Genomic DNA, 17,863 nt, shown 5'->3' with positions numbered 1-17,863 from the left:
TTTTTTACGTTTATCGATAGGTTGTAGTCCATACAGACGCCAGTAGCGGATTCATTAACGTATGATACATATTAAATATAGTCATTAAAAAAGCGGATATTCACAATTTCCCCCTACAATTCCTTGACAAATGATTTAACTCTCTTTTAACCATTACTTAAGCTCGATTTAAGGCCCTATAAACACTTTTGTGCCGGGGTTAGCCGTACAACGCCCCGCCAACCATGAATAAGTTCATAAAGGGTATCCTTTCGTTCTCTCTAAAGAACAAGTTTTTTATCTTTTTCCTAACAGCCTTAGCCATTGTAGCCGGAATAATTAGCTATCAGAATACACCCATCGAGGCATTCCCCGACGTAACAAATACTCAGATAACCCTGATTACTCAGTGGCCTGGCCGATCGGCCGAAGAAGTCGAGAAATTCGTAACCATTCCTATCGAAATTGGGCTGAACTCGGTGCAGAAACGTACCGATATTCGTTCGACATCGCTGTTTGGCTTGTCGGTAGTTAAAATTCTGTTCGAAGATGGAGTCGACGATGCGTTTGCCCGGCAGCAGGTTAACAACCTCCTGAATGGCGTTGAACTCCCGGAAGGCATCAGACCCGATGTGCAGCCGCCCTACGGCCCGACCGGCGAAATTTTCCGGTATACGCTTCAATCCCCAACCCGAACCTCCCGCGAACTAAAAACCATGCAGGATTGGGTCATTGAGCGCCAGTTGAAGAGTGTACCGGGCGTAGCCGACGTAGTGAGTTTTGGCGGGGAGGTTAAAACCTACGAAATTTCCGTCGATCCACGTCGACTGATCGATTACAACATTACGCCGTTGCAGTTGTATCAGGCCGTCGCCAACTCCAACGTAAACGTGGGTGGTGACGTCATCGAAAAAAACTCGGAAGCCTATGTCGTGCGCGGCATCGGTCTGCTAAAGAACCAGCAGGATATTCAGAATATCATCATCAAAAATATCAACGGTACGCCCATTATGGTACGTAACGTAGCGCAGGTTTCCGAATCGGCGCTACCTCGACTGGGGCAGGCTGGCCGCGACAAACAGGACGACGTAGTGGAGTGTATTGTGGTGATGCGGAAAGGCGAAAATCCCAGCGAAGTTATTGAGCGGGTAAAAGACAAAATCAACGAACTCAATACGAGCATTCTGCCCTCCGACGTACAGATCAATACGTTCTATAATCGGGAAACACTTATTCATTTTGCTACGCACACCGTAACCCATAATCTCATTGAAGGTATCGTATTCGTTACGGTCATTGTCTTCTTGTTTATGGCCGACTGGCGGACAACCGTTACCGTTTCTATCGTGATCCCACTGGCGTTGTTGTTTGCCTTTATCTGTCTGCGGCTGAAAGGCATGTCGGCCAATCTGTTATCGATGGGAGCAATCGATTTCGGAATTATTGTCGATGGAGCCGTAGTGATGGTAGAAGGTATTTTCGTTACGCTCGACGAACTGGCGCATGAACGCGGAATGGACCGCTTCAACAAGCTCGCCAAATTAGGTGTGCTACGTAAGACAGGTACGGAAATGGGAAAAGCTATTTTCTTTTCCAAACTGATCATCATCACCTGTCTGATTCCGATCTTCTCGTTTCAGAAAGTGGAAGGCAAGATGTTTTCTCCGCTTGCCTGGACGCTGGGTTTTGCCTTGCTGGGCGCGCTGATCTTTACGTTGACGCTGGTGCCCGTTCTGGCTAGTTTACTGCTGAAAAAGAACGTACGGGAAAAACACAATCCGTTCGTGAACGTAGTGACCAAATACGCGACCAAAGCATTTGGCTTTACGTTTGCCCACAAAAGGCTCAGCTTGCTGGTCACGTTTGCCGTCGTGCTGATTGGTTTATCTGGTTTCACGCTGCTGGGGACCGAATTTCTGCCCGAGCTGAACGAAGGGTCCATTTATGTTCGGGCTACCATGCCCATGAGCATTTCATTACCCGAATCAGTGAAACAGACCATACAGATGCGCCATATCTTCGAAGAGTTCCCGGAAGTGAAAGGCGTTATCTCCCAAACGGGTCGCCCCAACGACGGCACCGATCCTACGGGCTTCTACAACATTGAGTTTCTGGTCGATATTTATCCACAGGATCAGTGGAAAAGCGGCTTATCCAAAGAGCAGCTTATCGACAAAATGCAAGCGCGCCTGAGCGTATTTCCGGGCGTAAACTTCAACTTCTCGCAACCCATCATGGATAACGTAGAAGAAGCAGTTTCCGGCGTAAAAGGCTCCATTGTCGTAAAAATCTTTGGCCCGGATCAAACCATTCTGGAAGAAAAAGGGATAGAAATTCAAAAGCAGCTGGCCACCGTCAAAGGCATTGACGATTTGGGGGTTATTCGCACAACTGGCCAGCCCGAAATGCGCGTCGAACTCGACGAGCGGAAGCTTGCCCTCTATGGCGTCAATAAATCCGATGCTGAAGCCGTTATCGAAATGGCGATTGGTGGCAAAGCCGCTACGCAGATTTATGAAGGCGAACGTAAGTTCGATCTGAGAATCCGCTACGATCTCCCCTTCCGCTCGAATGAGCAACAGATTGCCCACCTGATGGTTCCGACCGAAAATGGCTCCATGATTCCCATCAAGGAGATTGCCCGTGTGTATACGCAAACCGGACCGGTTCTGATTTTCCGGGAAGCCAGTCAACGCTACGGTGCGGTGAAATTTTCAGTACGTGGCCGCGACATGGGTGGCGCCGTTGCCGAAGCGCAACAGAAAGTAGCTGCCCACGTAAAATTGCCTGTTGGCTACACCATCAAGTGGGCCGGAGATTTTGAAAATCAGCAGCGCGCTACGTTACGTCTGGAGCAGGTTGTACCGATTAGCTTGCTGGGTATTTTCTTTATTCTGTTCGTGCTGTTTGGCAACGTAAAAGATGCTGGTCTTGTCCTGTTCAACGTACCGTTTGCCATTATTGGCGGCATTGCGGCCTTGCTCATTACGCACGTTAATTTCAGTATTTCGGCCGGGATTGGCTTTATCGCCCTGTTCGGGATTTGTATTCAGAATGGCGTTATTCTTATCTCCGTTTTCAAGAAAAACCTGCATAATCGAATGTCGCTGAACGACTCCATTCATCAGGGTGTTGTTTCCCGTATTCGCCCGGTTGTTATGACAGCCATGATGGCCGGGATTGGCCTGATTCCAGCAGCTATCTCACACGGTATCGGTTCCGAAACGGCCAAGCCACTGGCAATTGTCGTTATCGGGGGGCTCATTACGGCTACGATTCTGACCCTCTTCATTTTTCCGCTGATCTTCTACGCTTTCTACCGTCGTAAATTTTCGCCTATCAGCTAACAACCGGTCGGCTCCTCTGCAATTGGTCAGAAGAGCCGACCGACTTTATATACAATTCTTTACGATTTAAAACCCGATACGTTCCCGAGGCTGTTGCACTCCGCCCAGTGCCCGAACTAACTCCATCGCAATACGATCGTCGTATTTACGCTTCCAGTAATCGGCTTCCAGCCGGAGCTTATCCAATTCGACCTGCTGCTTTTCGACCATCAACTGTAAACGTTCCAGTTCATAGGACGTAGCGTCATCGGTTTTACTCTCGATGACCTGCGCCTGAATGGGCTCATCGGTCAGTAAAGTTAACGGTGCTACGTCCAGCACCTTTGCTATTTGATTCAACCGAGAAAGTGTCAGGTCAGTTTTTCCACGTTCGATATCGCCATAAGCCGTTGTCGATAAGTTGAGCAAATCGGCCATATTTTCCTGCGACAGCCCCTTCTGAAGCCGGTGCAGACGTATTTTTTCTTCAATGGATGCTTTCATATCAAGTAACTACGATAATTTCTACACTTAAACTGACACTGATTTTCGGAAGGATAACGCAATTTTGCAATGTTAGGTGCAACTAAATCTATTTTAAGCCGCTCAGCGCTGATAGGTTTATAAATCGAAACTTCCACCAGTTGTTATTCGTTTTCAACACAAAGGAGTAAACCCAATTATGAATTACGAAAAAGAATTCCGCAAATTCGCTGTACATCACATGGGGCTTAATGGCCTGACCGTTGATGGCTATGTAAACCACACTGTAGAAAACATGACCCGTTCGGTCATCGAAGAACGCCCGATGAACTTCCGTGAAGTAGACGTGTTCTCTCGGTTGATGGCTGACCGTATCATTTTCATGGGCCTACCGGTCGATGATAATATCGCCAACATCATTGTCGCTCAGTTGCTGTTCCTGGAATCAGCCGATCCTAAAAAAGATATCCTTATGTATCTGAATAGCCCCGGCGGTTCTGTTTACGCTGGACTGGGTATTTATGATACCATGCAATACGTTCGTCCAGACGTAGCAACCGTCTGTACCAGCCTGGCCGCTTCGATGGGGGCCGTATTGCTGGCGGGTGGTGCTGCCGGTAAGCGTTCGGCCCTTCCTCATGCCCGCATCATGATTCACCAGCCATCGGGCGGTGCGCAGGGTCAATCGGTTGATATCGAAATCACAGCCCGCGAAATTGTAAAACTTCGCGAAGAACTATACCAGATTCTGGCCGACCACTCTGGCAAAAGCGTTGAGCAGATCGAGAAAGATTCGGACCGCGACAAATGGATGCGTGCCGATGAAGCCAAAGAATACGGCCTCATCGACGAAGTACTACGTCGGGAAAAATAAGTTTTGTTTCAGTTGTAAAAAGCGCAGATCACGTAGGTTGGTCTGCGCTTTTTTTATGAACATAGCCCGTATTCTGATAACGTTATGATTTGGCCATCTCCCAGCCGGTGAATAACTTTGTTACTATCGGATAACTTAATCGTTATCCGATTATCATTTTTAGCGAAGTTCGCTTAACACTGCCTTCCCTCAGAGGCTATTTAACGAAGTCACGTGTGCTGTTACCAAGCAGTACCAATTTTATACATACTTATACACTGCAACGTAAATGGCACAAATCAGTTGCTCGTTCTGCGGACGGCGCAAAAACGAGGTATTGATCCTCTTATCGGGCATTGACGCCCATATCTGCAACTACTGTATTGAGCAGGGCCATCAGGTAGTTCTGGATGAAATGCGGCCGCAGAAAAGTGAACCAGCCGAGATCAAGATCAATCTGATCAAACCGGTTGAGATGAAACGCCATCTCGATCAATACGTTATTGGTCAGGATGAAGCGAAGAAAGCCATTACGGTTGCTGTCTACAATCACTACAAACGGCTGATGCAGGCCAAAACCGACGACGTAACGATTGAGAAATCGAATATTCTGATGGTCGGTGAAACGGGTACGGGTAAAACGTATCTGGCCCGCTCAATTGCTAAAATTCTGGAAGTTCCTTTCTGCATTGCCGACGCTACGGTCATCACCGAAGCAGGCTACGTTGGTGAAGATGTTGAAACGATTCTGACCCGTTTGCTACAGGCTGCCGATTATAACGTAGAAGCGGCCGAACGTGGCATCGTTTATATTGACGAAATCGACAAAATTGCCCGCAAATCCGACAATCCGAGCATTACACGCGATGTGAGCGGAGAAGGTGTTCAGCAGGCATTACTGAAATTACTGGAAGGTTCCGTTGTTAATGTTCCTCCACAGGGCGGACGCAAACATCCCGACCAGCGCATGATTGCCCTGAATACCGAAAATATTCTGTTTATATGCGGTGGCGCTTTCGATGGCATAGAACGCCACATTGCCAAACGAATCAATACGCGTCCGATTGGTTTTTCGGGCGATCGGCGACTGAACGACACCTTCGAAAAGGGCCATCTAATGCGCTACATTTCGGCGCTCGACCTGAAATCGTTTGGCCTGATTCCTGAATTACTCGGTCGGCTACCCGTTTTGACGCACCTGGAACCACTCGATCGGGAGGCTTTGATGAAAATTCTGACCGAGCCTAAAAATGCGATCACCAAACAATACAACAAACTCTTCCAGATGGAAGGCATCGAACTACAGTGGGACGAAAGTGCATTGAACTACATTGTTGATCAGGCGCTTCAGTACGGCCTTGGCGCACGGGGATTGCGCTCCATCTGTGAGTCGATTATTACCGATGCCATGTTCGAACTTCCTTCCCAACCGAACGTAAAAGAACTAACGGTTAGCCTGGATTACGCACAGGAAAAATTCGGCAAATCCAGTACGTATCAACTACGATCGGTAGCTTAATTTCTCCGCTTTTTCAAAAAAATACCCGGTTTCTTAGCAGAACCGGGTATTTTTTTTCCAGTTAATCGAAAATTCTGGTTACCCATCAACAAATAGATACGTTGCCAGTTTACCAGTTGATAATGTATTTTTTACACGTAAGCTAATACCTTCTTACTATGAAAATTGGTACTCAACAAGTAATGGCCGGTTTATTGATGGCCACATTATTCACTGCCTGTAGCCGCCCGGTGGCCTACTTCCAACCAACTCAGCGGGAGAATTTCGCAGCTAAAACAACAGCTCCGGTAATCGCTCCAGTCGTGTCAGCAGAAGCCGTCAGTACACCTGTTGAAACACCAGTTGCTCCTATCACTCCGGCTACCACTATGAACGAAGCGCTGGACCAAATGGATGCGCTGGTACGTAACGACAGCAAGTTGGCAGATAACAAAGCCGTTCAGAAACGCCTGAATCGTATCCGCACACTGGCCTCGGTTGCTACGCCTTCGTCTACAGTCGAAGTTTCTAACTCGACCAAAAAAGCTGGCCTGATGGAGCGGATGATGTTGAAGAAAATGAACAAAAAAATTAGCAAACAACTGGCTCCCAACAATCCGAACAAAGCCATGATTAGCAGCGGTACGCTGGCAACAGGCGCGGTGCTGGTTATTGTCGGTTTACTGCTCTTACTCCTAACCACAGGCACTGGTGCAACCGTCGGCCTGATTGCGTTACTGGCCGGAGCTGTTGTGCTGCTGATTGGCTTGTTGTAAGTATATACACAACCGGTATGGGTTGGAAACGCATTAAACAACTCCTTCTGCATCCTATCGTATTGGTTCGTTCGCTCGGTTTTCTGCCTTTTTTTTAGGATATAGTTAATGATTTCGCAACAAACCTATAATGTTGCAGTTGTTCAGGTTGACAATTTTATAGTCCCACTAAAAAAGTTCTCAATGAGCACTATTTCCAAACATCTCCTTGTAGCTCTAATTGGAGCCTCTATTCTTTCATCTTGCAGCCGCCCAGTGGCTTATTTCCAACCGACTCAGCGTGAGCATTTCACTTCGGTGAAACCAGCTCCGGCTCCAGTAGCTGAAACCGCTCCAGTCCAGTCAGCTCCCGAAGAAGCGGTAGCCGTAGCTGCTCCTGCTGTAGAGGCTGCGCCAGCACCAACTCAGGCCGAGCAGGTTGCTCAGGCTAAACAAATGGTTGGCCAACTGGAAGCCTATGTTCGTAACGACAACAAACTGGCGTCGAACAAAAAACTGGCTAAGCGGATGGAGAAAGTAAATGAATTACTGGTTACCAGCGAAAAGACAGCCGTGTCAACCAACGTAGCGTCAACGAAAAAAATGTCGCTGGTTGAAAAAGCTATGCTGAAAAAGCTGGACAAGAAAATCAAAAACCACGTAGCACCCGATGAAGCAAAAGCACTGAACCGTAACGCGAGAAACGGTATCATCATTGGCGCTATCGGTCTGATTTTATCGCTGCTTTTCGGTGGTGTTATCGGCGTACTTGGTCTGATCCTGCTGATCGTTGGTATCGTTCTGATCCTACTGGGTGTATTAGAATAATTTATAACAATCAATACGCAAAGAGCCGGCGCTATAGATAGTGTCGGCTCTTTGCGTATAAAGAATCGACACTTGTCGCCTAAATCTGATTAATTTCTATTTTTTACCCAGCTTCAGGCAACAAAGCTGTCCTTCAGCAGTTGTTGGGGTAATAGCCTGCCTGTAGGCTTCTTCTTTATACGATAACTCTATGAAAACATTGACCAAACACATCTACATTGCTCTTTTTGGCATTTCTGTACTGTCGTCCTGCAGCCGCCCGGTAGCGTATTTCCAGCCAAGCGCCCGCGAAAACTACCACGCAAAACAAGCGACCGTAACACCTGCTGCTACGTCAGCAGAAACTCCTTCAGAAGTTGTGGCCTCAACGCCGGTAAGTGCTCCGGCATCGCCATCTTCGGAAGAACAGGTTGCACAGGCCAAACAAGCCGTTGAGCAACTCGACGCGTATGTTCGTAACGACAACAAACTGGCGTCGAACAAAAAGCTAACGAAACGGATGGAGCGCGTGAAATCGATGCTTAATTCTGTTACTCCTCAAGCGCTGGCCAAGGCTAACACCAACGTAACAGCAAAAAAAATGACGCTGCTGGAACGGATGGCTACCAAAAAAATCGACAAGAAAATAAAGAATAAGCTCTCCCCCAATCAGCCAATGGCCCAGTCTATGTTAACCATCGGCCTGATCGTGGCGGCAGCCGGTTTGCTGCTGCTCCTGATTGGAAACGGCTTTGGCGCGGCAATCGGTGCTATCGCGCTGGTAGTCGGCCTGGTCTTAATCCTTCTCGACATTTTGCAGTAAATCCTCTTTTCGCATGAGCAACGTAGCATCGGTAGTACTGATTCATGGGCATGGCGTAGATTCGTCCATCTGGAATGATATCTATGATGAGCTGGCTTCCAATTATTCCGTCCTTAAACCTGATTTTTCCAGGCTTACGTCACACACAACCATTGAAGCCTATACGGAAGAGCTGAATGCCCGGCTTCAATCAGCTTCGATCTATAATGTTGTTCTGGTTGGGCATTCGATGGGCGGTTATATAGCGCTGGCTTTTGCCGAACGTTATCCGGATCGGGTCAGTGGACTGGTGTTGTACCATTCTACCGCTTATGCCGACAATGACGAACGTAAAGCGCAACGGCAGCAACTCATTGCGACCATGCGAGCCGAAGGCGGAGCCCAGTTTATTGAAAAACAGATCCCCAAGATGGTTTCATCAGCTTATCCGGATGAGAAAAAGCAGGTTCTGGTCGATCGGTTTCGCGATTTACCATCCGACGCTCTTAGTGCCGGAATGGAAGCCATTGCCGGGCGCCCCGACCGCACATCCGTATTACGTAATGCTACGTTTCCCGTATTGCTGGTTCTCGGCAAGGACGACCAACTGATTCCGGTCGATAAAACCCAGGAGCTGGCTACGTTATCGGATAAAATCGACGTTGCCCTGATCGATCAGGCCGGGCATCTGAGCATGATTGAACAGCCCGAATCATCGGTTGCTACGCTCAACAAATTTATCAGCCAGTTGTAACGATTGGCAGGACGTTTGAAAAAAGGAAGTCTGCTGGCTTCCTTTTTTTGTTTTACCATCGTTTTCCCTTGATTCTCCGTAAATTCGCGCTCGGTTTTCACGAACCAGGTCATAGGTTATCATCGTAAATGCTGGATACGTTAGTTATCCGGACTGGCAATGGCTGAACTTTTTAACGTTTACCCTCTCTACGACATCGAGCCCGTTAAGGCGCAGGGAAGCTATCTGTGGGATGTCAATGGCACTCGCTATCTCGATCTATACGGTGGTCATGCCGTAATTTCGGTCGGTCATACTCATCCACGGTATGTGCAGGCTTTGACAGATCAGCTCCATAAAATTTCTTTTTATTCGAATTCAGTTCGGATACCGCAGCAGGAGGAACTCGTTGAGAAACTGGCCAATCTTTCAGACCATCCAGACTATGCCCTGTTTCTTTGTAATTCCGGCGCTGAAGCTAACGAGAATGCACTGAAATTAGCCTCGTTCCATAACGGTCGGACACAGGTTATTGCGTTTAAAAAAGGATTTCATGGGCGTACGGCCGGTGCTGTAGCGGCTACCGATAACCCAGCCATCGTTGCGCCCATCAATTATAATCAGCACGTAAAGTTCTTACCGTACAACGATGCCGAAGCAGCCCGTGAGGCCATTACGACCGAAACCTGCGCGGTTATCGTCGAAGGCATACAGGGTGTTGGTGGTATCCACGTAGCCAGTGATGAGTTTCTGCAAACACTACGTCAGCGTTGCGACGAAACGGGAGCCGTACTGATTCTGGACGGCGTTCAGTGTGGGTATGGTCGATCAGGCAAGTTCTTTTCCCATCAGTATAGCGGCATTCAGGCCGATATTATTTCGATGGCGAAAGGCATGGGCAACGGTTTTCCGATTGGTGGCATTCTGATCTCACCTAAATTCAAAGCCAGTTATGGCTTGTTAGGTACTACGTTCGGGGGAAACCATCTGGCCTGCACCGCTGCCGTAGCGGTATTAGACATTATGAAAGAAGAAGGCCTCATCGAGAATGCCGTCAACGTAGGGAACTACTTCATGAACGGGATTCAACAGATTGGTGGCTACAAAGAATTGCGTGGCCGTGGTCTGATGATCGGTATTGAATACGATTTCCCTGTCGAAACGCTACGTAAGACGCTTCTATTCGATCATAAGCAATTTACGGGCGTAGCCGGCAAGAATACCATTCGTCTGCTGCCTTCCCTGGCTATTGGCGTCGACGAAGCTGATATGTTCCTCGAAGCCCTGCAAAAAGAAGTAAGCATCCTTCAATAAATCTGATTGAGTTAGTTGGCTCTCTGTGCAAAGAGCCAACTAACTCCTTGACGTTAAAAATCAGCTATGAACTGGCAGGAATATATTCAATCTGACGAAAAAGTGCTACAGGGAAAACCTGTTATAAAAGGTACGCGCTTATCTGTTGAGTTTCTTTTAGAACGTTTGGCTGACGGATGGACGGAACAAGACTTACTCGACAATTATCCTCGTTTAACAAAAGAAGCGTTACAGGCGGTTTTCGCTTACGTTCATATAGCAATGAAGGATAATATGGTCTTTTTCCCTGCTTCGAATTTTCGCCAGGCATCATGAAATTTCTGGCGGATGAAAACTTTCCCATTGCAGCCTTCCGATTACTAGCTGAGTCAGGATTTGATATTAAGCATATTGCTTATGACATGCCCAGTATAACGGATATCGACGTAACGCATTTTTCCATTGAAGAAGGTCGAATTATTCTTACGTTCGACAGTGATTACGGAACATTAATTTTCAAATTTGGCTATCAGCCTCCAGGAGTTATCTACTTCCGTTTAACAAATATCAAAGCCGAAGACCCTGCCTACATCATTATGAATTTACTAAAAGCAAATTATCAGCTTGAGCGTATGCATACAGTTGTCGAAAATGACAAAATACGTCAACGACGTATTAAATAGTTAGGTATGTGCTCTGACGCCACTGATAACAATAGTAAGTACTTTTACCATACTACATGACTAATTTTCTCTCCCTCGCCGATGTCTCTGACCTCGATGCGCTTATACAATCTGGCCGCGACGCCAAGGCTAGTCCCTTTGCCAATCAGCACCTCGGAAAAAATAAAACCATTGGCCTGATTTTCTTCAACTCCAGCTTACGTACCCGCCTTAGCACTCAAAAGGCGGCCCAAAACCTGGGGTTGAACGTAATGACCATGAACGTCGGCCAGGATAGCTGGGGGCTGGAAATGGAAGAGGGCGTGTTTATGAATGGCGACAAAGCCGAACACGTTCGGGAAGCAGCCGCCGTTATTGGTCGTTATTGTGACATCATTGGTATCCGTGCTTTTGCCGAGCTTAAAGATCGCGAAAAGGATTACAAAGAGCAGGTGATGCACCAGTTTGCCAAATACGCAAACGTACCGATTGTTAATCTGGAATCGGCAACGCGCCATCCGCTTCAATCGCTCGCCGATTGTATTACCATCGAAGAAGCGAAAGCTCAATCAGGTATCAAACGCCCCAAAGTAGTCTTAACGTGGCTACCCCATTTCAAACCACTACCACAGGCCGTAGCCAATTCCTTCAGCGAATGGATGAACGCCCGCGCCAACTCCGGCGATGTTGATTTCGTCATTACGCACCCGGAAGGGTACGAACTTGCTCCTGAGTTTGTGGGCAATGCGAAAGTCATTTACAATCAGGATGAAGCCTTTGAAGGAGCCGATTTCATTTATGGCAAAAACTGGTCGTCCTACACGCAGTATGGGCAGGTGCTCACCCAGGACCCTTCCTGGGCGGTCACGATGGACGATATCCGACGTAGCAACAACGGAAAATTCATGCACTGCCTGCCGGTTCGCCGTAACCTGAAAGTGGCGGATGAAGTGCTGGATAGCCCCCACTCGCTGGTTATCGAACAGGCCGCCAACCGCGAATGGTCGGCCCAGGCCGTTCTGAAAGAAATTTTACAAGGCATGTAGGCGTCGCTTGAGCCTTCAACTAGTTATGGATACCCTTACAGTTATTAAAATAGGTGGCAATGTTATTGATAACCCGGCCGCATTAACACGATTTTTGACTTCTTTTTCCAGCATTCCGGGTGCTAAAATCCTTATTCATGGTGGCGGAAAAATAGCGACACAGGTTGCTGAAAAACTAGGAATCAAAACCACCATGGTAGACGGTCGTCGGATTACCGACCAGCCCATGCTCGATGTCGTAACCATGGTCTACGGCGGCTTAGTCAATAAACAGATTGTAGCACAGCTTCAGGCGCTGGATGTTAATGCCATTGGATTAACAGGAGCCGACGCGGGTACGGTGCTGGCCATAAAACGTCCTGTAAAAGACATCGATTATGGTATGGTCGGCGATATACAGGAAGTCGATTCGGGCCAGATCCAGTTCTTTCTACGTCAGGACCTCACACCCGTTTTTGCACCAATTACGTATAGTACCGCCGGTGAGCTACTGAACACCAATGCCGATACAATGGCCTCTGCCATTGCCGTCGATATGGCGCACCATAACAACGTAACGCTTGTTTATTGCTTCGAAAAGAAAGGTGTTCTGGCTAATCCAGACGACGACGATAGCGTCATAACCGAGTTAAATCCGGCTCTGTATGCTGAGCACAAAGCCGCTGGTTCCATCAATAAAGGCATGATCCCCAAACTCGACAATGCCTTCAAAGCACTCGATAACGGCGTAGCCAAAGTAATTATCTGCCACGCCGATGAAGTTGCATCAGCCGTTCAGCAGGGAGCCGGCACTACGTTGACAAAGTAATTCTATCAATAGTTGCAAAACGTAAAAGGGAAATCGAGGTCATCGATTTCCCTTTTTATATAATTACACTACTGAGATACTATTTCTCAGCAATCATATCAATGACGCGACGGACGCCTACAAAGCGGTGCTGGTAATAGGAAGCATGCAGATAATCATAGCGAACGCCCCCGTTCCAGGCCGAATGGATAAACTTGATCTGGTCGCCAACCACTTCGGTAATTAAACCTACATGACCGATGCGGCTACCGCGTGAGCTATGCCCTTTGAACAAAATTAAATCGCCGGGCTTGGCATCTGATTTGTTGATCGACTCGCCTACGTTTCCCTGAGCAGCACTTGAATGCGGTAATGAAATGCCAAACTGGCTAAAGCAGAAGCGTGTAAACCCAGAACAATCAAATCCTTTTTTGGTGGTGCCACCCGAGCGGTAGCGAATGGAGAGGTGCTCTTTGGCAAAATCAAGCAGATTACTAACGAGTGGGATCTGTTCGTAAAATGACTTCGAAGTAGTAGTTACGGTGGGATCTTCGTGACGTACGGTGGTCTTAGAATCAGTTACGGCGGGTACGCTTTGCGTTACGGTCGATACGGTCTGGGCGTGAACGATGCCAAACGAGACAGCAGCTAGTGCTGTCAGGAGCATTTTCTTCGTCATAGGTATAGGCTAAAACCAAGTTAGGTATCATAAATGTATGGCATTGTGGAATTATTGCCAAATAATTGAGGATTAATTTCCACACTCTCAATGAATTATTTTGATGCCAATTATTTTACCTAACTGAAAATCAAGACCATAACTCTATAACAAGTCCTATGTTATGTGTAAAATTTAATGTTACGATCATACACCCTGTACCTATTATTCGCGGCAACCAGCAATAGAAACAACACGCTATACCGCTTATTATAAAAATTCACGAAGGCACTAAGCCCTCGGGAATTCATTCAAACATGCATGTGTGAGTCTACTCGTTTCGGCGGAAGCCACGACCTCCCTGCCCGCTACCCATTCCCTGACGATTGGATCGGTTGTTTGAGGGCGGTGTGAAACCCGCGCCAAAGTTGCGTAGGTTATAAACAAAACTCACCGTAAAATACCGGTTCAGCACCCGGCTTTGCACTTCCTCTACGTAGGTATCTGTTACGTTCCGAACAATGCTCCGGTTCTGATTCAGCAAATCGAAGACCTGAAAGCGCAACTCGCCCTGATTCTGTTTAAACAACTGGCGCGACAAAGCCATGTTTAGCAACGTAAAGGACTGGTTGTAACTCCCCGAAGCTCCTCCGTAATTATTATACGTAACGTTTGTGGTGAACGTGAAACGCAGGGGCAGCTGATAAAACAGATCGAGCATCCCTGTCTGGTTCAGATAGGTCGTATTCTGCTGGGGCTGCAGCGAATAGTTAGCCGATTGCAGGCTGATATTTCCGGACAAATTTACGTCCAGCTTCTCGTTAATGTTCGTATTCAGGCCCAGCCCCTGCGTCACCAGCCAGTTTCGCGACAGGTTTGATTTCTCATTAATAAAGCTGGTCCCCTGATTATACGTTACGTTCGTATTCAGATTAATATTGATCCGATTGTCGCTTATTTTAACAGGGCGCCCAAGCACCAGAGACCCATTCACCGTATAATATCCATCCGTATTCCTTGGTTTGGTTGTTTGAGCACCGGAAGGTGAAAACGTAGTTGAATTCACAATTTTGTTATCGGTCCGACTAGCATTGATCGACACAAACATATTGCGGAACGTACTGGGGTTGAAGCGATTGAAATTCAGCGATACGTTATGGCTATATTCAGGTTGCAGATCCAGATTACCTAACTGAACGTTCAGCGGATTGGTGTTATTAGTCACCGGTTGCAACTGGTTCACCGATGGCGCATTCATCCGTGTCCGATAATTGAATCGTAACGTCGTGTTTTTGGCGAAATTATACGTAAAGAGGGCGTTGGGCAGCAGGTTGGCAAACGACCGATTTAGAGCCATGTCACTTGTAAGACTATTGGAGTTCAGGTTAGCCTGCTGGCCATCAAGGCCCAATGCATAGGTGTATTTTAGCCGTTTGGTCTGCCACGTTACGCCCCCCCGATTGGTCAGGAACGTATTGAGAAAGTTATTGCTCAGATACGCATTCGGCCGATCATACTCACCCGTTGCTTCATTGAAATCGTTCACGGCCCGGTTCGACTCGTTCCGGTTATTCGACAAAGCATAGTGAAATTCAAGCGTTTGCCGCATCGACAAGGGTTCGGTATACGATACATTGATGCTGTTGGTGAATGAGCGGTTCAGCTGATCGTTACGTTGGTTGATGATTTGTTCATACATACCATCACTGGCCGTCTGACTTCCTGGCGTTCCGAGGGTGGTCGATAAGGGCGTACTGGATCGTGTTTGCGACTGGTTGATGCCCGAATTATCCTGATTGTTCATCGCTACGTTCCAGTTCACCGAAAACGTACGGCCTACCTTTCGGAACTTACGTAGCAACAGCAATGAATTATTACCATTGAATCCGTCGCCCGTCGAATTATAATTAGTTAGGCCCGTATTGGTAGTAGCTCCCTCGGAATTGACCGTCCGCGAATTACTCGTATTTGAGTAGTTCGAATTGAGCCATGACAGGTTCGGAATTACCCGAAGCGTCGTTAATGAATCAATGCGATAATCGAGTCGGAGGTTGACGCGATGGTTAGTATTTGTATTGTCAGATCCATTCACCTGATTACGAATAAAGGTTGAATCCGTCCGAGTCGTGGTTCCTCCCGACGTATTGAAGTTGGGCAATATATTTTCCCGACGGCTGCTCTGTTCGGTCAACGTGTTTGTATTCGATACGTTATAGCTTCCTGCCAGATCAATCTTTTTACCAAAGCTATTTTTGTAGTTTATACCGCCAGCCCACGATTGCGTAATGGCATTATTACCGACCTGCCCATTGCCGCTTCCTCCACCGCCCCCGCCAGACCGGACAAAGCTGCCTCCTCCTCCACCGCCCCCGCCGGAACCCCGACCACTGCCGCCAAAGTTATTACCAAGACCCAGATCCTGGGCCGTAAATCCCTGCTGGTTTATGTTGTTCGCCATCCCCAGCAACGATATCTGTTCGCCGTTATTGAATCGGTTCAGCGTACCTTTTACGGCATAGCGCGGATCGTCACCGGGTTTTGGCCCAACAGCTACCGACTGCTGTCCAAACGTACCTTTGCGCTTATCTTTTTTAGTGGTGATGTTGATCGTTTTAGAACGGTCGCCATCGTCGACGCCATTAAAAGCGGCCTGTTCTGATAGCTGATCGAACACCTGCACCTTGTCGATAATATCGGCTGGCAAGTTCCGGGTAGCCATTTTGGGGTCATTACCAAAGAACGGCTTTCCATCAACCAGCACTTTCGTAACCGACTGTCCCTGCGCTGTGATGGTTCCATCGCGGTCGACCTGCACACCCGGAATCTTTTTTAGCAAATCCTCTACCTGCGCGTTTGGCTGCGTTTTAAAAGAACCGGCATTAAACTCTAACGTATCGCCTTTGACAGCCATTGGCGCCTGCTCCCCCTTAACGGATATTTCGGCAAGCGTTTGCGATTGAGCCAGTAGTTCCACCGCGCCCACATCGCCCACCGGCTCAGCCGCCGTTATTGAAATACGTTTAACCGCAGCCCGATAGCCCACATACGTAACAAACACGCGATACTGCCCTTCGGCCAGGTTACTGAACGAAAATTTGCCGTCACCATCCGTGATCTCAAACGAAACCAACGACGAATCACGGGCCAGCATCAGCGATACCGAGGCCTCCATCAGTGGCTTCCGCGTTGTTGAATCAACAACGGATCCTTTGATTGTTCCGGGTTTGGTTTGTCCCAAAGCACTGGTCAGGCTCAGACAGCAGATGAACAGTGTAAGAGCAACGAAAGGACTATAGCGCGTGAAAAAAGAGTTCATGGCTGGCGTGCAGAATCAGTGGGAGAATGGCAGATTAATTACGTGGCATGGCCGGCATATTGGACATCATACGCTGGCGAAAATCGGCCATCGATTTCCGACGTATCTGTTCCATTTCGTCCGACGTAATGACTTTCGCATCGGCAGGCGGTTCAACCGTGTTTGCCGCTACGTTCTCCATCGCTATGGCCGATGCTTTATACGACTCGTTATCCGACTCGATTTGTAGCACAACTCCTTTAGGTGGTGTCAGATCGGCAACGGGCGAGTAGGTAAAAGGCAGGTCGGTCGTGTACCAAATTGTATAGGTTTCCTTGCGATGCGTGGCCGTTGCTTTATGACACGTATAGCCCGCAATTTTTTTCGTTTTATCGCTGTCTTTCCAATCACTGGCTTCGGGCAATGGCCGCTCTGAGCGATAAACCTGACGAACAGAGTCCTTTGTAATGGTCATTACATCAACGCGCTTCCGATTAGCCAGGTCGAGGAATGTTTGCTGGTCAAAGGGCGCATTCATCCGAAAATCGCGTGAACGGCCACCACCGGCATTGCCGCCAGTAGTCCCATCGCCATCCATTCGCCGACGCATCATATTCTGCGGACGGTCGCGTTCTTCTTTGGCCATCGTTCCCGAAAAAACCAGTTTCTGCGTAAATGATATCACGTCGGGCATACCTTCGGGCGCATCGCCACCACCCGGTCGAACGTCCTGTCCATTGATAGACATCCGCATCTGCGATCGGTCGATCCGGCGCATGCCTTCGTACGTAATTTTACCCGAACCAGCAGTTGTTGATTGGGCTAACGTCTGTATAGCGGCTAAAACTCCAGCAAGAAGCAAAGAGAATGTTCGTGTTTTCATACA

At 47.9% G+C, this 17,863-nt stretch carries 16 protein-coding genes; 12 read left to right on the top strand and 4 right to left on the bottom strand.

Translation table 11 applies throughout. The features are described 5' to 3' along the window. Positions 1-224: 224 nt before the first annotated feature. Positions 225-3,326, top strand: coding sequence for an efflux RND transporter permease subunit (locus tag GK108_RS05505; protein ID WP_163944128.1), 3,102 nt, complete (start codon positions 225-227; stop codon positions 3,324-3,326). Positions 3,327-3,392: 66 nt separating this feature from the next. Here the strand turns inward: GK108_RS05505 and GK108_RS05500 are convergent, their stop codons facing one another. Beyond that, positions 3,393-3,809 (bottom strand): helix-turn-helix transcriptional regulator, encoded by a 417-nt coding sequence (locus tag GK108_RS05500; RefSeq protein WP_163944125.1) that lies wholly within the window; start codon positions 3,807-3,809, stop codon positions 3,393-3,395. A gap of 178 nt (positions 3,810-3,987) precedes the next feature. Between GK108_RS05500 and GK108_RS05495 the strand changes: the two genes are divergently transcribed. From GK108_RS05495 to argB, 11 genes are all read left to right on the top strand, one after another. Then, on the top strand, positions 3,988-4,662 hold the full coding sequence (locus GK108_RS05495; protein ID WP_163944122.1) for a ClpP family protease: 675 nt from the start codon (positions 3,988-3,990) through the stop codon (positions 4,660-4,662). Positions 4,663-4,930: 268 nt separating this feature from the next. Then, the gene (clpX, locus tag GK108_RS05490; RefSeq protein WP_163944119.1) at positions 4,931-6,160 is read left to right on the top strand and encodes an ATP-dependent Clp protease ATP-binding subunit ClpX; all 1,230 of its coding nucleotides are present in this window, start codon (positions 4,931-4,933) and stop codon (positions 6,158-6,160) included. Positions 6,161-6,318: 158 nt separating this feature from the next. Continuing rightward, positions 6,319-6,915, top strand: a complete 597-nt coding sequence (locus GK108_RS05485) for a hypothetical protein (RefSeq protein ID WP_246224717.1) — start codon at positions 6,319-6,321, stop codon at positions 6,913-6,915. 183 nt (positions 6,916-7,098) lie between these two features. After that, a complete protein-coding gene (locus GK108_RS05480; RefSeq protein WP_163944116.1) occupies positions 7,099-7,722 on the top strand; it encodes a hypothetical protein in 624 nt (207 codons plus the stop codon). 190 nt (positions 7,723-7,912) lie between these two features. Next, positions 7,913-8,524 (top strand): hypothetical protein, encoded by a 612-nt coding sequence (locus tag GK108_RS05475; RefSeq protein ID WP_163944113.1) that lies wholly within the window; start codon positions 7,913-7,915, stop codon positions 8,522-8,524. A gap of 13 nt (positions 8,525-8,537) precedes the next feature. Further along, positions 8,538-9,257 (top strand): alpha/beta fold hydrolase, encoded by a 720-nt coding sequence (locus GK108_RS05470; RefSeq protein WP_163944110.1) that lies wholly within the window; start codon positions 8,538-8,540, stop codon positions 9,255-9,257. A 159-nt stretch (positions 9,258-9,416) separates the two neighbouring features. Next, a complete protein-coding gene (locus GK108_RS05465) occupies positions 9,417-10,550 on the top strand; it encodes an aspartate aminotransferase family protein (protein WP_163944107.1) in 1,134 nt (377 codons plus the stop codon). A gap of 66 nt (positions 10,551-10,616) precedes the next feature. Continuing rightward, positions 10,617-10,865, top strand: coding sequence for a DUF433 domain-containing protein (locus GK108_RS05460; RefSeq protein ID WP_163944104.1), 249 nt, complete (start codon positions 10,617-10,619; stop codon positions 10,863-10,865). Next, a complete protein-coding gene (locus tag GK108_RS05455; protein ID WP_163944099.1) occupies positions 10,862-11,212 on the top strand; it encodes a DUF5615 family PIN-like protein in 351 nt (116 codons plus the stop codon). Before GK108_RS05460 ends, GK108_RS05455 begins: the two co-directional genes overlap by 4 nt. Before the next feature lie 56 nt (positions 11,213-11,268). Next, positions 11,269-12,237, top strand: coding sequence for an N-acetylornithine carbamoyltransferase (locus GK108_RS05450; protein WP_163944096.1), 969 nt, complete (start codon positions 11,269-11,271; stop codon positions 12,235-12,237). A 25-nt stretch (positions 12,238-12,262) separates the two neighbouring features. Continuing rightward, positions 12,263-13,045 (top strand): acetylglutamate kinase, encoded by a 783-nt coding sequence (gene argB / locus GK108_RS05445; RefSeq protein ID WP_163944093.1) that lies wholly within the window; start codon positions 12,263-12,265, stop codon positions 13,043-13,045. Between the two features lie 79 nt (positions 13,046-13,124). Here the strand turns inward: argB and GK108_RS05440 are convergent, their stop codons facing one another. From GK108_RS05440 to GK108_RS05430, 3 genes are all read right to left on the bottom strand, one after another. Further along, positions 13,125-13,703, bottom strand: coding sequence for a C40 family peptidase (locus GK108_RS05440; RefSeq protein ID WP_163944091.1), 579 nt, complete (start codon positions 13,701-13,703; stop codon positions 13,125-13,127). Positions 13,704-14,013: 310 nt separating this feature from the next. Beyond that, positions 14,014-16,998: an outer membrane beta-barrel protein gene (locus tag GK108_RS05435; RefSeq protein WP_163944085.1), complete on the bottom strand. Its 2,985-nt coding sequence runs from the start codon at positions 16,996-16,998 to the stop codon at positions 14,014-14,016. A 34-nt stretch (positions 16,999-17,032) separates the two neighbouring features. After that, positions 17,033-17,860 (bottom strand): GLPGLI family protein, encoded by an 828-nt coding sequence (locus tag GK108_RS05430; RefSeq protein WP_163944083.1) that lies wholly within the window; start codon positions 17,858-17,860, stop codon positions 17,033-17,035. Positions 17,861-17,863: the final 3 nt, after the last annotated feature.

The sequence above is a fragment of the Spirosoma terrae genome (genome assembly GCF_010435915.1).
Taxonomy (GTDB): domain Bacteria; phylum Bacteroidota; class Bacteroidia; order Cytophagales; family Spirosomataceae; genus Spirosoma; species Spirosoma terrae.
Note: the sequence above shows the minus strand (reverse complement) of the source record. Positions and strands in the feature narration are given on the sequence as shown.

What these genes read in the sequence shown, in the direction of transcription:
- GK108_RS05435 (WP_163944085.1), bottom strand. Translation starts at nt 16,998, where the DNA reads ATGAACTCTTTTTTCACGCGCTATAGTCCTTTCGTTGCTCTTACACTG.
- GK108_RS05475 (WP_163944113.1), top strand. Translation starts at nt 7,913, where the DNA reads ATGAAAACATTGACCAAACACATCTACATTGCTCTTTTTGGCATTTCT.
- GK108_RS05485 (WP_246224717.1), top strand. Translation starts at nt 6,319, where the DNA reads ATGAAAATTGGTACTCAACAAGTAATGGCCGGTTTATTGATGGCCACA.
- GK108_RS05430 (WP_163944083.1), bottom strand. Translation starts at nt 17,860, where the DNA reads ATGAAAACACGAACATTCTCTTTGCTTCTTGCTGGAGTTTTAGCCGCT.
- argB (WP_163944093.1), top strand. Translation starts at nt 12,263, where the DNA reads ATGGATACCCTTACAGTTATTAAAATAGGTGGCAATGTTATTGATAAC.
- GK108_RS05495 (WP_163944122.1), top strand. Translation starts at nt 3,988, where the DNA reads ATGAATTACGAAAAAGAATTCCGCAAATTCGCTGTACATCACATGGGG.
- GK108_RS05465 (WP_163944107.1), top strand. Translation starts at nt 9,417, where the DNA reads ATGGCTGAACTTTTTAACGTTTACCCTCTCTACGACATCGAGCCCGTT.
- GK108_RS05460 (WP_163944104.1), top strand. Translation starts at nt 10,617, where the DNA reads ATGAACTGGCAGGAATATATTCAATCTGACGAAAAAGTGCTACAGGGA.
- GK108_RS05440 (WP_163944091.1), bottom strand. Translation starts at nt 13,703, where the DNA reads ATGACGAAGAAAATGCTCCTGACAGCACTAGCTGCTGTCTCGTTTGGC.
- GK108_RS05455 (WP_163944099.1), top strand. Translation starts at nt 10,862, where the DNA reads ATGAAATTTCTGGCGGATGAAAACTTTCCCATTGCAGCCTTCCGATTA.
- GK108_RS05470 (WP_163944110.1), top strand. Translation starts at nt 8,538, where the DNA reads ATGAGCAACGTAGCATCGGTAGTACTGATTCATGGGCATGGCGTAGAT.
- GK108_RS05505 (WP_163944128.1), top strand. Translation starts at nt 225, where the DNA reads ATGAATAAGTTCATAAAGGGTATCCTTTCGTTCTCTCTAAAGAACAAG.
- GK108_RS05500 (WP_163944125.1), bottom strand. Translation starts at nt 3,809, where the DNA reads ATGAAAGCATCCATTGAAGAAAAAATACGTCTGCACCGGCTTCAGAAG.
- GK108_RS05450 (WP_163944096.1), top strand. Translation starts at nt 11,269, where the DNA reads ATGACTAATTTTCTCTCCCTCGCCGATGTCTCTGACCTCGATGCGCTT.
- clpX (WP_163944119.1), top strand. Translation starts at nt 4,931, where the DNA reads ATGGCACAAATCAGTTGCTCGTTCTGCGGACGGCGCAAAAACGAGGTA.
- GK108_RS05480 (WP_163944116.1), top strand. Translation starts at nt 7,099, where the DNA reads ATGAGCACTATTTCCAAACATCTCCTTGTAGCTCTAATTGGAGCCTCT.